Below are 12,902 nucleotides of genomic sequence, written 5' to 3' on the forward strand. Positions count from 1 at the left end.
TTCCTTACTTTTAATTTAACCTAATAGTTCCTCTACAGTTTTCCCACGTAATTGAGCAACTTTTTCAGCATCTTTTAAACTATTCAACCCTTGAATTGTTGCTCTAACCATATTGATTGGATTATCTGATCCTAGTGATTTAGTCAAGATATCTTTAATTCCTGCTAATTCAATTACAGCACGAACTGCTCCTCCAGCAATTACTCCAGTACCTTCTGCAGCTGGCTTTAATAAAACCCGTCCAGCACCAAAAACTCCAGTGATTTCATGAGGAATTGTAGTATCTTTTAAAGGTATTTTAACTAAATTCTTTTTAGCAGCATCAATTCCTTTATGAATAGAATCAGGAACCTCATTAGCTTTTCCTATAGCAGCACCGACGTGGCCATTACCATCACCAACAACTACTAAAGCACTAAAGCTAAATCGACGACCACCTTTAACTACCTTAGATACTCGGCTAATATTAACAACACGTTCATTTAAATCTAACTTCTCAGGCTCAATATTTTTATTCATCGTTTTCCCTCCTTTGTGATAGACTACTAGAATTCTAGCCCATTTTCTCTTGCTGCTTCTGCTAAAGCTTTAACTCGACCATGATAATCATTCCCACCACGATCAAAAATAACTTTCTTAATCCCTTTATCTAAAGCTCGTTCTGCAATATACTCTCCAACAACTTTAGCTGCTTCTTTATTACCACCATTTTCAATTGCATCTTTAATCTCATTATCAACAGTGGAGGCAGAAGCTAATGTTTCACCAGCAAAATCATCAATCACTTGGACGTAGATATTATTTAAGCTTCTATATACACTTAACCGAGGTCGATTTGGTTTACCCTTTACTTTATTACGCACTCGCTGATGCCTTCTTTTTTTAGCTTCACGCTTGCTTAACTTCGCCATTATTTCCCCTCCTTTATTCAACTAATTACTGGTATTAATATTGAATCAATTATAATTATTAACCAGTTTTACCTTCTTTTCGTCTAATATGTTCATCAACATATTTAATCCCTTTTCCATTATATGGTTCAGGCTTTCTAACTGCTCGAATATTAGAAGCTACCTGCCCAACTAACTGCTTATCGCTTCCTTTAACAGTAATTTTATTTCCATCAACTTCAAATTCTATTCCTTCTTTAGGTTCAATAGTTACCGGATGAGAGTATCCAACTTGTAATTCTAAATTATTACCCTTTTTGAGTGCTCGATAACCTACACCATTTAATTCTAATTCTTTTTTAAATCCTTTTGTTACACCTTCAATCATATTTATAATCATACTTCTTGTCAACCCATGTAGCGATCTATCTGCTTTAGAATCAGTTGGTCTTACTACAGTAACTTGATCTTCTTCAATCTCAAGTTCCATTCTAGAACTGATTTTCTCTGTTAATTCAGCTTTAGCTCCTTTAACAGTCAAAGTATTATTTTCTAAAGAAAGTTCTACACCTTCAGGAATCTCTACTGGTACATGACCTATTCGAGACATATTTTACACCCCCTCTTATTCTTAAAAGTTACCAAACATAACAGATTACTTCTCCGCCTATCCCCTCTTTACGAGCAGATTTATCAGTCATTACACCGTGAGAAGTAGAAATAATAGCAATACCTAATCCACCTAATACTTTCGGTACTTCTTCTTTATCAGCATAAACCCTTAATCCTGGTTTACTAATTCGCTTCAAACCAGTGATAACTTTTTCTCCATTATCTCCATATTTCAAGAATAAACGTAATTTACCTTGTGGACCCCTATCAATTCTTTTATATCCCTTAATAAACCCTTCTTCAGATAAAACCCGTGCAATTTCTTCTTTAAGGTTAGAAGCAGGAATATCTACTTCATCATTTGTAATAGTAATAGCATTTCTAATTCTTGTTAACATATCAGCAATAGGATCAGTCATAAAATTACTTACCTCCTTTCAAATTTACAATCAATTTACCAACTAGCTTTTCTAACGCCCGGTAATTTACCCTCATGGGCCAATTCTCTAAAGCAAATTCGACATAATTCAAATTTTCTGAGTACCCCGTGTGGCCTTCCACAACGACGACAGCGCTGTTCTTCACGAGTTGAATATTTAGACTCTCGCTTTGCTTTCTCAACCTTTGACTTTTTAGCCACTTTTTCCCCTCCTTAACTATTTTTTAAGTGGTAATTTCATTAATGATAGTAACTCTTTAGCTTCCTCATCCGTCTCAGCAGTAGTTACAATTACAATATCCATTCCTAATGTCTTATCGATCTCATCAACATTAATTTCTGGAAAAACAGTATGATTAGTTAATCCTAAAGAGTAATTTCCCCGACCATCAAATGATTTTGCAGAAACGCCTCTAAAATCACGCACACGCGGTAATGCAACATTGATTAATTTATATAAAAACTCATGCATCTCTCCACCACGTAAAGTAACTTTACATCCAACTGGCATACCCGCTCTAATTTTAAAGTTAGCAACAGATTTTTTAGCTCGTGTAATTACTGGCTTTTGACCTGTAATAGTTTGCAAAGAATCAGTAGCTTGGTCTAATAGATTAGCATCTTCACTTGCCTCTCCAAGTCCCATATTGATAACAACTTTTTCTAACTTAGGAACTTCCATCACATTGTCATAATCAAACTTTTCCATTAATGCTGGTATAATATCTTCTCTATATTCTTTCTGTAATACAGACATAGTTTACCTCCTCTCTAACAACTTTAATCAATAACCTCATCACATTTTTTACAATACCGTGCTTTTTCTCCATTATCAAAGACTTTCTTTCCGGTTCTTGCAGCTTCACCGCAATATTGGCAGACTAGTTGAACATTAGAACCATGAATTGGCCCTTCTTTTTCTACAATTCCTCCTTGCGGATTATCTTGAGTCGGTTGAACATGCTTTTTAATGATATTAATTCCTTTAACAAGAACACGATTTTCTTCAGGCAATACTTTTAAAACTTCGCCTTCTTTTCCTCTATCTTTTCCACTAATAACTTTCACTTTATCGCCTTGTTTTACATGTAATTTAGGTTGAACCATCTAAATCCCCCTCCTTTCTTATGACCCACTTAATTAAAGAACTTCAGGTGCTAAAGAGATAATCCTTGTGAATTTTCTTTCTCTTAGCTCACGTGCAATTGGGCCAAAAATCCGAGTTCCTGTTGGTTCATTATTATTCTCAATGATTACTGCAGCATTTTCATCAAAACTAATATAAGAACCATCATCTCTTCTTACTTCACGCTTAGTTCTTACAATTACAGCTTTAACAACTTCCCCTTTTTTTACCATACCTGTAGGAATAGCTTCTTTTACCGTAGCAACAATTATATCCCCTACAGAAGCATAACGCTTTTTAGAACCACCCAAAACTTTAACACATAATAACTCTCTAGCTCCTGAGTTATCTGCTACTTTTAATCTGGATTCTGATTGAATCATTTCAACCCCTCCTTTCAATTAAAAACTACTTAGCTTTGCGAATAATTTCTTCTACTTTCCAACTTTTTTGTTTGCTGATTGGACGAGTTTCTACAATTTTTACTATATCTCCTTCGTTACATTCATTGTTCTCATCATGAGCTTTAAATTTAGAAGTTCTTTTAATTACTCTTTTATATAAGGAGTGTTGTGTCTTTCGTTCAACAGCAACTACAACAGTTTTATCCATTTTATCACTAACTACTTCTCCAATATTTGTCTTTTTATTACTCTTTTCTTCCGCCATAATCTTCCTCCTTTCAATTACGCTTGATTGAGCTTGAGCTGACGTTCAGTTAGAATCGTTTTTATCCGAGCAATTGTTTTCTTTACTTCCCGAATTCTAATTGGATTATCAAGTTGTGCAGTAGCATTTTGAAATCTCAAATTAAATAACTCTTCTTTGGATTCTTCTAACTTTTTATCCAACTCCTTATCCGTTAGCTCTCGTAATTCTTTAGCTTTCATTTGCCTCACCGTCCATTTCTTCCCGTTTTACAAATTTAGTATCAATAGGCAGTTTATGTGACGCCAGTCTCATAGCTTCACGAGCAACCTCTTCTTTTACACCAGAAATTTCAAACATTACCCGACCTGGTTTTACAACAGCAACCCATTTTTCTGGTTCTCCTTTACCACTACCCATTCTAGTTTCAGCAGGTTTGGCAGTTACAGGCTTATTAGGAAAAATATTAACCCAAACCTTACCTCCACGTTTGATATAACGAGTAATAGCAATTCTAGCTGCTTCAATCTGACGATTAGTAATCCAAACTGGTTCTAAAGCTTGTAAACCATATTCTCCAAAGTTAACTTTATTACCTCGTCTTGCTTTCCCTTTTAAGCGACCACGATGCTGCTTTCTATGCTTAACACGCTTTGGTATTAACATAAAATTGCCTCCTTTCTAATTATTCATCATCGATTTCAGGCAAAATTTCACCTTTATAAATCCAAACTTTGACTCCAATTTGACCATAAGTTGTATCAGCTTCTGTAAATCCATAATCAATATCAGCACGCAAAGTATGCAATGGAACACTACCCTCACTATATCCTTCAGTTCGAGCCATATCAGCTCCACCTAATCTTCCAGCACATTCAACTTTGAATCCTTCGACTCCTCGTTGTCTCATGCCTCGATTAATTGTTTGCTTCATTGCTCTTCTAAAGGAAACTCTATTTTCCAATTGTTGAGCAATATTTTCTGCAACTAATTGAGCATTTTGATCAGGTTTTTTCACCTCTACAACATTAACTTGTACCTTTTTCCCAGTAATATCTTCTAGCTCTGATCTTAATTTATCTACTTCAGAACCACCTTTTCCAATTACCATACCTGGTCTAGCAGTGTGAACATCTATCTTGATTCTATTAGCAGCTCTTTCAATTACAATTCTTGCAATACCTGCTTCATACATCTTTGTTTTAATGTGTTCTCTGATTTCTAGATCTTCATGTAATAAGTCAGCATATTCATCTTTATCTGCATACCATTTTGCATCCCACTCTTTAACAACTCCGACCCTTAAACCATGTGGATGTATTTTTTGTCCCATCTAATTATCCCTCCTTTTTTTCTGCTACTTTAAGAGTAACATGACTTGTTCTTTTATTAATAGGACTTGCCTGTCCCATAGCTCTTGGCTTATATCTTTTCATTGTCGGTCCTTCATTTACATATGCTTCAGAAATGTATAACTCATCAGCAATCATGCCATGATTATTTTCAGCATTAGCAACAGCAGAATTAAGAACTTTTTCTACTATCTTAGATGCTTTCTGTGGTGTATTTCTTAAAATCCCAATTGCTTCACCAATCTTTTTACCCCGTACCAAATCGACTACTAGTCTAGCTTTTCTTGGGGAAATCCGAACACGTTTAGCAGTTGCTTTTGCTTCCATAGTTTAACCCCCTTCATCTTAAAATCTAATTAACTATTTAAGCGATGTAGACCTCTCAGTATGCTGACTGTGAGCTCTAAAAGTTCTTGTTGGAGCAAACTCTCCTAATTTATGTCCAACCATCTCTTCAGTAATATATACCGGAACATGCTTCCGTCCATCATAAACAGCGATTGTATGTCCTACCATCTGTGGAAAGACAGTCGAACTTCTTGACCAAGTCTTAATAACCTTTTTATCTCCAGTTTCATTCATCTTCTCAATCTTAGCTAACAACTTCTTATCTACGAATGGTCCTTTTTTTAATGAACGACCCAATTTATTATGTCCCCCTCTCTAATTACTTTCTTCTTTTCTTCTTAGCATGACGACTTCTAACAATCATCTTATCAGATGATTTAGGCTTACGAGTTTTCTTTCCAATAGTAGGTTGTCCCCAAGGTGTTACCGGCTGTCGACCAGCAGGCTTCTTACCTTCTCCACCACCATGTGGATGATCATGTGGGTTCATTGCTGTACCACGAACACTAGGTCTTCTTCCTAACCAACGGCTCTTACCAGCTTTACCAATAGTAATATTTTCATGCTCAATATTTCCTACTTGACCAATCGTTGCTTTACAATTAAGGTTGATCAACCTTACCTCTCCAGATGGTAGTTGAATATGAGCATACTTATCTTCCTTAGCCATAATTTGAGCTTGAGCACCAGCAGAACGAACCATCTGGCCACCTTTTCCAGGCTTCATTTCAATATTATGGACTATAGTACCTACTGGAATATCTTCTAAAGGTAAAGCATTTCCTACCTTAATATCTGCTTCTGAACCAGAAAGAACTTGATCTCCCACTTCTAATCCTTTTGGAGCAATAATATACCTTTTTTCTCCATCAACATAATGCAATAAAGCAATCCGAGCAGAACGATTAGGATCATACTCAATTGTAGCTACTTTTGCTGGAACGCCATCTTTATCTCTTTTAAAATCAATTATTCTATACATTCTTTTATGTCCGCCACCACGATGTCGAACAGTAATTCGACCATTAGCATTTCGCCCACCAGTCTTTTTAAGTGGCTTAAGTAGAGATCTTTCTGGCTTATCAGTTGTGACATCTTCAAAACTATCGATCGTCATATATCTCCGCACCGGCGTAGTCGGCTTAAATTTCTTAATTGACATTCTATTTCCCTCCTCTTCTTAAAAATTATATACCTTCAAAAATATCAATTCTATTATCTTCAGCTAATTTAACTCTAGCTTTCTTCCACTCAGCAGTTCTTCCTTCATGGTGACCCATTCTTCTTTTCTTCCCAGGCATTCGATTAGTAGTTACTTTTTCAACCTTAACATCAAAAATTTCTTCAATTGCTTTCTTTATTTCAGTCTTATTAGCTTTAAGTTGAACTTTAAAAGTATACCAGTTCGTTTCTTCCATATCCATCATACTTCTTTCAGAAATATGAGGCGCAATAATAACATCTCTAAGATTTTTCATTAGATCAGCACCTCCTCAACTTGGGCAATTGCTTTTTCAGTCATTACCAACTTATCACTATTTAAAACATCATAAACAGTTACCCTATCTGCTGTAACAACTCTTACCCCTGGAATATTCCGAGCAGATTTATATACATTATCATCTCTACCTTCAATTACAATCAATACTTTCTTATCTTTTGCTTCTAAATTATCTAGAACAGATACCATCTGTTTAGTTTTAGGAGCTGTAAAGTTGAACTCATCAATAACAATCAAATCATCTTCTGTTACTTTTGCTGTTAAAGCAGACTTGACTGCCAGCTTCTTAACTTTCTTAGGAATCTTCTTCTTATAACTGCGTGGTTGCGGGCCAAAAGTAGTTCCACCACCAACCCAGATTGGAGAACGAATACTCCCATGACGAGCACGTCCAGTTCCTTTCTGTCTCCATGGCTTACGACCACCACCACTGACTTCTCCTCGCGTCTTAGTTTTAGCCGTTCCAGCTCTCTTAGCAGCTAATTGAGCAGTAACTGCTTGATGAACTGCAGACTCATTAATTTCTATATCAAATACTTCTTGGTTTGCGTTAACATTGCCTGTTTCTTGTCCTTCTGTATTGCGCACCGTTAGTTCTGGCATCTTTTTTCCTCCTTCCTACAAACTTATTTAACAGTTTCTTTAATAGTCAATAATCCTTTTTTCGGGCCAGGTACAGCACCCTTAATCAATAATAAGTTCTTCTCAGAATCAACTTTTACAATATCTAAGTTTTGAACAGTAACCTTGTCACGTCCCATTCGACCTGGCATCTTCTTTCCTTTAAATACTCGTGCCGGATCAGAACCAGCACCAATAGCACCAGGTAATCTATAATTTCGTGAACCGTGAGTCTTTGGCCCAGTTCTAAAGTTCCATCTCTTTACTGTTCCAGCAAATCCTTTCCCTTTAGAAGTACCTGTTACATCTACTTTATCTCCTTCAGAAAATGTATCTGCAGTAATTTCATCTCCTGGTTCTAAGTCTTTAACTCCAGCAATTCTAAATTCTTTGACGTATCTTTTAGGAGCGATTCCATACTTTTCAAAATGTCCTTGTAATGGTTTGTTTACTCTTGTTTCCTTAGCATCTTCAAAACCAAGCTGTATAGAATTATATCCATCAATTTCTTCACTCTTCTTTTGCACTATAGTACAAGGTCCAGCTTTGACAACAGTAACCGGTACCATTTCTCCTTCTTCGTTAAATACTTGAGTCATACCAACTTTTTTACCTAAAATACCTTTCATCATTTTGCACCTCCTTACCCAACATCCAATTTATAATTTAATTTCAATATCGACACCCGCTGGTAAATCTAACCTCATTAAAGAGTCAACAGTCTTAGGCGTTGGTTCTTTAATATCAATTAATCGTTTATGAGTTCTCATCTCAAATTGCTCTCTAGCTTTACTATTTACATGAGGTGAACGCAAAATAGTAAACACCTCTTTTTTAGTAGGCAATGGTACTGGTCCAGAAACTTCAGCACCAGTTTTTTTAGCAGTCTCAACAATCTTACTTGCTGAATTATCTAGCAATTGATGTTCATATGCTTTTAATCTAATTCTAATTTTTTCTCTAGCCTGTCCAGCCATATTAATTCCACCTCCAAATAACGTTTAGTAAGCAGAAAAAAGATGAGGAGGAACTGTCACTCCTCATTCCCTTTCCTATTTATTTATTCAATAATTTCAGTAACAACTCCAGCACCAACAGTCTTTCCACCTTCTCTAATTGCAAATCGAACTCCTTCATCCATTGCAATTGGAGAGATTAATTTTCCTACCATCTCGATATTATCTCCTGGCATTACCATATCTACACCTTCTGGTAAGTCAATTGTTCCTGTTACATCTGTAGTTCTGAAGTAAAATTGTGGCTTATATCCATCAAAGAATGGAGTATGTCTTCCTCCCTCATCCTTACTTAAAACATAAACCTCTGCTTTAAATTGAGTATGTGGAGTAATACTTCCTGGCTCTGCTAATACCTGCCCACGCTCAATATCTTCTCTATTTACACCTCTTAACAATGCTCCAATGTTATCTCCTGCTTGTGCTTCATCCATCATCTTTCTAAACATCTCAATTCCTGTTACTACTGTAGTTTCTGTATCTTTAATTCCTACTATCTCTACTTCATCATTTACTTCTACAATTCCGCTTTCTACACGACCTGTGGCTACTGTTCCACGCCCTGTAATACTGAATACATCCTCTACTGGCATTAAGAACTCTTTATCTGTATCTCTTTCTGGAGTTGGAATATAATCATCAATTGCATCCATTAACTCCATAACATTATCTGCCCATTCTCCAGTTGGCTCTTCTAATGCTTTTAATGCTGATCCTACTACTATTGGAGCTTCATCTCCATCAAAATCATACTCATTAAGTAATTCTCTTACTTCCATCTCTACTAATTCGATTAACTCTTCATCGTCTACCATATCTGCTTTATTTAAGAATACTACAATTCGTGGTACTCCTACCTGTCGTGCTAGTAATAAGTGCTCTCTTGTTTGAGGCATTGGACCATCTGCTGCTGATACAATTAAAACTGCACCATCCATCTGTGCTGCCCCTGTAATCATATTCTTAACATAGTCAGCATGTCCTGGACAATCAACGTGAGCATAGTGTCTATTTGCTGTTTCATACTCTACGTGAGATGTTGCTATTGTAATTCCTCTTTCCTTTTCTTCTGGTGCATTATCAATATCCTCAAAATTTGATGAACCTTCGTCACCTTTTGCTAATACCTTTGTAATAGCAGCTGTTGTTGTTGTCTTCCCATGGTCTACGTGACCAATTGTACCAATGTTAACATGAGGTTTCGTTCTTTCAAACTTTTCTTTTGCCATTTTTATTCCCCCTTAATTTAAAGTGTTATTAAGCTTTCTCCATAATTTCTTTAGCAATATTTTTAGGTACTTCATCATAATGATCCATCTGCATTACATACTGAGCACGACCTTGTGTATTAGAACGAAGATCAGTTGCATACCCAAACATTTCAGATAATGGAACATATGCCCTAATTATTCGTGCATTACCTCGTTGTTCCATACCTTCAACTTGCCCTCGGCGAGAATTAAGGTCTCCAATTACATCTCCCATATATTCTTCAGGAGTCGTAACCTCAACTGCCATAATTGGTTCTAATAGTACAGGATTTGCTCTGTGTGAACCTTCTCTAATTGCCATAGAACCTGCAATTTTAAAGGCCATTTCAGAAGAGTCAACTTCGTGATATGAACCATCATTTAAAGAAACCTTAACATCAACTACTGGGTAGTTAGCTATAATACCATTTTCTAAAGCTTCTCTAACTCCCTCTTCAACAGAACCGATATAATCTCTTGGAACAACTCCACCAACAATATTATCCTCAAACTCAAATCCTTCTCCAGCTTCTAATGGTTCAATTTCCATAATTACATGACCATACTGACCACGACCACCAGATTGTCGGATAAACTTACCTTCAATTTCAGCTTTCTTAGTAATAGTCTCACGATAAGCAACCTGAGGTTCACCAATATTAGCTTCAACATTGAACTCTCTTGTCAATCGATCAATAATTACCTCTAGGTGTAACTCACCCATACCCGAGATAATTGTTTGTCCAGTTTCTTCATCAGTTCTAACATTAAATGTTGGATCCTCTTCAGCTAATTTTTGTAGTGCTTCCCCTAACTTATCACTATCTTTTTGCGTTTTAGGTTCAATAGCTACATCAATAACTGTCTCAGGAAATTCCATAGATTCTAAAATGATTGGTTCATCCGCTGTACATAATGTATCTCCTGTTGCGGTATTTTTAAGCCCTACTGCTGCAGCTAAATCTCCAGCAAAGACCTCTTCTCTTTCTTCTCTCTTATTGGCATGCATCTGCAAGATTCTACCAACACGTTCTTTTTCATCTTTCGTTGAATTATAAACGTAAGAACCAGCTTCTAAAATTCCAGAATAAACTCTAAAGAAAGCTAATTTACCTACATAAGGATCAGTCATAATCTTAAATGCCAATGCTGAAAATGGAGCATCATCATCAGCTTCTCGAGTAATTTCCTCCTCTGTCTTAGGCTCTAATCCTGTAACAGGTGGAATATCAATTGGTGCAGGTAAATAATCAACAATTGCATCCAATAAAGGCTGAATTCCTTTATTCTTTAAAGCAGTACCACAAAATACAGGAGTAAATTCATTATCAATAGTTCCTTTTCGAATAGCTGCTTTAATTTCTTCAACTGTAATTTCTTCACCTTCTAAATACTTCATCATAAGTTCTTCATCTAAATCTGCTAATTTTTCAATTAATAACTCATGATATTCTTCAGCTTTTTCTTGTAAATCATCAGGAATCTCTCTTTCAACATAGTCAACTCCAAGTTCGTCTTCATAAACAATTGCTTTCATCTCTACTAAATCAATAGAACCTTGGTAGTTTTCTTCTTTCCCAATAGGAAGCTGAAGAGCAACCGGATTAGCAGCAATTCTTTCTTCCATCATATCTAATACATTATAAAAATCTGCTCCAGTTCTATCCATCTTATTAACAAAAGCAATTCGAGGTACATTATATTTATCAGCTTGACGCCAAACTGTTTCAGATTGTGGCTCAACTCCTCCTACTGAACAAAAGACACCAACTGCTCCATCTAATACTCTTAAAGATCTCTCTACCTCAACAGTAAAGTCCACGTGTCCAGGCGTATCTATAATGTTAATTCTATGATCATTCCACTGACAAGTTGTTGCTGCAGAAGTAATTGTAATTCCACGTTCTTTCTCTTGCTCCATCCAATCCATCTGAGAAGCTCCATCATGTGTCTCTCCAATCTTATGCACACGACCGGTATAGAATAAAATTCTTTCCGTAGCTGTCGTCTTCCCAGCATCAATATGTGCCATAATCCCAATATTCCTAGTCATTTCTAATGAAAACTGTCTAGGCACTATCCAACACCTTCCTTTACTCTTTGATTACCATCTATAATGTGCAAAAGCTTTATTTGCTTCAGCCATTCGATGTACTTCTTCTTTCTTTCTTACTGCTCCACCCTCTTCATTATAAGCATCAATAATTTCATTAGTGAACCTTTCAACCATTTTTCTCTCATTTCTCGCTCTAGCTGCATTAATAATCCAACGCATTCCTAAAGTCAAGCGCCGGTTATTATCAACTTCTATAGGTACTTGATAGTTTGCTCCACCAACACGACGAGTCCTAATTTCCAAAACAGGCATTACATTATTCAATGCTTCTTTTAAAACTTCTTTAGCATCTTCACCTGTCTTTTCTGTAATCAATTCCATAGCATCGTAAAAAATATTTTCAGCTAAGCTCTTCTTCCCATCAATCATAATTTTATTAATAAACCGACTTACCAGTTTGCTATTATATACTGGATCAGGATCAACTTCTCTCCGTTGAGCTCTGTTTTTTCTTGACATCTTTATCCCCCCTTTTTTTAATCTATTATTACTTTTAAGCTAATTACGGCTTCTTAACACCATATTTAGAACGACCTTTTCTTCTATCTTCAACTCCAGCAGTATCTAATGCTCCACGCACTATTGTATATCTAACTCCTGGCAAATCTTTAACACGTCCACCCCTTACTAAAACTACAGAGTGTTCTTGTAAATTATGACCAATTCCCGGAATATAAGCTGTAACTTCCTTACCATTAGTTAACCTAACACGTGCTACTTTTCTTAAAGCAGAATTAGGTTTTTTAGGAGTTGCAGTATATACTCTGGTACAAACCCCTCTTTTTTGAGGTGCTCCTTCTAAAGCTCTAGCCCCTTTTTTCTTTTTAACCTTATTTCTTCCTTTGCGAATAAGTTGATTTATTGTTGGCATTACAAAACACCTCCTTCCATTTTTTAATAAAAACCAACTAACTATCTTACACTTTATTTCATTGCAATTTAAGTAATTTATAAAATCATAATCTGTTACCTACTGATTCATA

23 protein-coding genes are annotated in these 12,902 nt (G+C 36.0%); all 23 read right to left on the reverse strand.

Translation table 11 applies throughout. From position 1 onward, the window contains the following. Positions 1-15: 15 nt before the first annotated feature. The 23 genes from rpsE to rpsL all read right to left on the reverse strand — a co-directional run bounded on the left by rpsE (position 16) and on the right by rpsL (position 12,790). A complete protein-coding gene (rpsE, locus tag MWH28_RS02275; RefSeq protein ID WP_248617644.1) occupies positions 16-519 on the reverse strand; it encodes a 30S ribosomal protein S5 in 504 nt (167 codons plus the stop codon). 26 nt (positions 520-545) lie between these two features. Continuing rightward, the gene (gene rplR, locus MWH28_RS02280; protein ID WP_248617645.1) at positions 546-911 is read right to left on the reverse strand and encodes a 50S ribosomal protein L18; all 366 of its coding nucleotides are present in this window, start codon (positions 909-911) and stop codon (positions 546-548) included. Positions 912-969: 58 nt separating this feature from the next. After that, the gene (gene rplF / locus MWH28_RS02285) at positions 970-1,500 is read right to left on the reverse strand and encodes a 50S ribosomal protein L6 (RefSeq protein ID WP_248617646.1); all 531 of its coding nucleotides are present in this window, start codon (positions 1,498-1,500) and stop codon (positions 970-972) included. A 28-nt stretch (positions 1,501-1,528) separates the two neighbouring features. Continuing rightward, complete coding sequence (gene rpsH, locus MWH28_RS02290; protein ID WP_248617647.1) at positions 1,529-1,921, reverse strand: 30S ribosomal protein S8; 393 nt, start codon at positions 1,919-1,921, stop codon at positions 1,529-1,531. Positions 1,922-1,956: 35 nt separating this feature from the next. Next, on the reverse strand, positions 1,957-2,142 hold the full coding sequence (locus tag MWH28_RS02295; RefSeq protein ID WP_248617648.1) for a type Z 30S ribosomal protein S14: 186 nt from the start codon (positions 2,140-2,142) through the stop codon (positions 1,957-1,959). A 16-nt stretch (positions 2,143-2,158) separates the two neighbouring features. Then, positions 2,159-2,698 (reverse strand): 50S ribosomal protein L5, encoded by a 540-nt coding sequence (gene rplE, locus MWH28_RS02300; RefSeq protein ID WP_248617649.1) that lies wholly within the window; start codon positions 2,696-2,698, stop codon positions 2,159-2,161. Positions 2,699-2,721: 23 nt separating this feature from the next. Beyond that, on the reverse strand, positions 2,722-3,048 hold the full coding sequence (gene rplX / locus MWH28_RS02305; RefSeq protein ID WP_248617650.1) for a 50S ribosomal protein L24: 327 nt from the start codon (positions 3,046-3,048) through the stop codon (positions 2,722-2,724). Between the two features lie 33 nt (positions 3,049-3,081). Then, positions 3,082-3,450 carry a 50S ribosomal protein L14 gene (rplN, locus tag MWH28_RS02310; RefSeq protein WP_248617651.1) on the reverse strand — a complete coding sequence of 123 codons (369 nt, stop codon included), beginning with the start codon at positions 3,448-3,450 and terminating at the stop codon, positions 3,082-3,084. A 25-nt stretch (positions 3,451-3,475) separates the two neighbouring features. After that, positions 3,476-3,736 (reverse strand): 30S ribosomal protein S17, encoded by a 261-nt coding sequence (gene rpsQ / locus MWH28_RS02315; protein WP_248617652.1) that lies wholly within the window; start codon positions 3,734-3,736, stop codon positions 3,476-3,478. A 17-nt stretch (positions 3,737-3,753) separates the two neighbouring features. Then, on the reverse strand, positions 3,754-3,957 hold the full coding sequence (gene rpmC, locus MWH28_RS02320; protein WP_248617653.1) for a 50S ribosomal protein L29: 204 nt from the start codon (positions 3,955-3,957) through the stop codon (positions 3,754-3,756). Beyond that, positions 3,947-4,381, reverse strand: a complete 435-nt coding sequence (gene rplP, locus MWH28_RS02325; protein ID WP_248617654.1) for a 50S ribosomal protein L16 — start codon at positions 4,379-4,381, stop codon at positions 3,947-3,949. Before rplP ends, rpmC begins: the two co-directional genes overlap by 11 nt. Before the next feature lie 19 nt (positions 4,382-4,400). Further along, entirely contained in the window at positions 4,401-5,048 is a 648-nt protein-coding gene (gene rpsC, locus MWH28_RS02330; RefSeq protein WP_248617655.1) for a 30S ribosomal protein S3, read from the reverse strand. 4 nt (positions 5,049-5,052) lie between these two features. Then, a complete protein-coding gene (rplV, locus tag MWH28_RS02335) occupies positions 5,053-5,394 on the reverse strand; it encodes a 50S ribosomal protein L22 (RefSeq protein ID WP_248617656.1) in 342 nt (113 codons plus the stop codon). A gap of 33 nt (positions 5,395-5,427) precedes the next feature. Then, the gene (rpsS, locus tag MWH28_RS02340) at positions 5,428-5,712 is read right to left on the reverse strand and encodes a 30S ribosomal protein S19 (RefSeq protein ID WP_248617657.1); all 285 of its coding nucleotides are present in this window, start codon (positions 5,710-5,712) and stop codon (positions 5,428-5,430) included. Between the two features lie 22 nt (positions 5,713-5,734). Then, the gene (rplB, locus tag MWH28_RS02345; RefSeq protein WP_248617658.1) at positions 5,735-6,577 is read right to left on the reverse strand and encodes a 50S ribosomal protein L2; all 843 of its coding nucleotides are present in this window, start codon (positions 6,575-6,577) and stop codon (positions 5,735-5,737) included. A gap of 25 nt (positions 6,578-6,602) precedes the next feature. Next, positions 6,603-6,893: a 50S ribosomal protein L23 gene (rplW, locus tag MWH28_RS02350; RefSeq protein WP_248617659.1), complete on the reverse strand. Its 291-nt coding sequence runs from the start codon at positions 6,891-6,893 to the stop codon at positions 6,603-6,605. Further along, complete coding sequence (rplD, locus tag MWH28_RS02355) at positions 6,893-7,519, reverse strand: 50S ribosomal protein L4 (RefSeq protein ID WP_248617660.1); 627 nt, start codon at positions 7,517-7,519, stop codon at positions 6,893-6,895. Before rplD ends, rplW begins: the two co-directional genes overlap by 1 nt. 23 nt (positions 7,520-7,542) lie before the next feature. Continuing rightward, entirely contained in the window at positions 7,543-8,169 is a 627-nt protein-coding gene (rplC, locus tag MWH28_RS02360) for a 50S ribosomal protein L3 (RefSeq protein WP_248617661.1), read from the reverse strand. Positions 8,170-8,196: 27 nt separating this feature from the next. Continuing rightward, positions 8,197-8,514 carry a 30S ribosomal protein S10 gene (gene rpsJ / locus MWH28_RS02365; RefSeq protein WP_248617662.1) on the reverse strand — a complete coding sequence of 106 codons (318 nt, stop codon included), beginning with the start codon at positions 8,512-8,514 and terminating at the stop codon, positions 8,197-8,199. An 83-nt stretch (positions 8,515-8,597) separates the two neighbouring features. Then, positions 8,598-9,782 (reverse strand): elongation factor Tu, encoded by a 1,185-nt coding sequence (tuf, locus tag MWH28_RS02370; RefSeq protein ID WP_248617663.1) that lies wholly within the window; start codon positions 9,780-9,782, stop codon positions 8,598-8,600. A gap of 28 nt (positions 9,783-9,810) precedes the next feature. After that, a complete protein-coding gene (fusA, locus tag MWH28_RS02375) occupies positions 9,811-11,880 on the reverse strand; it encodes an elongation factor G (RefSeq protein ID WP_345894740.1) in 2,070 nt (689 codons plus the stop codon). Positions 11,881-11,907: 27 nt separating this feature from the next. After that, complete coding sequence (gene rpsG / locus MWH28_RS02380; RefSeq protein WP_248617664.1) at positions 11,908-12,378, reverse strand: 30S ribosomal protein S7; 471 nt, start codon at positions 12,376-12,378, stop codon at positions 11,908-11,910. Between the two features lie 43 nt (positions 12,379-12,421). After that, positions 12,422-12,790 carry a 30S ribosomal protein S12 gene (rpsL, locus tag MWH28_RS02385; RefSeq protein ID WP_248617665.1) on the reverse strand — a complete coding sequence of 123 codons (369 nt, stop codon included), beginning with the start codon at positions 12,788-12,790 and terminating at the stop codon, positions 12,422-12,424. Positions 12,791-12,902: the final 112 nt, after the last annotated feature.

It is taken from the genome of Natroniella sulfidigena (assembly GCF_023223645.1).
Classification (GTDB): domain Bacteria; phylum Bacillota; class Halanaerobiia; order Halobacteroidales; family Halobacteroidaceae; genus Natroniella; species Natroniella sulfidigena.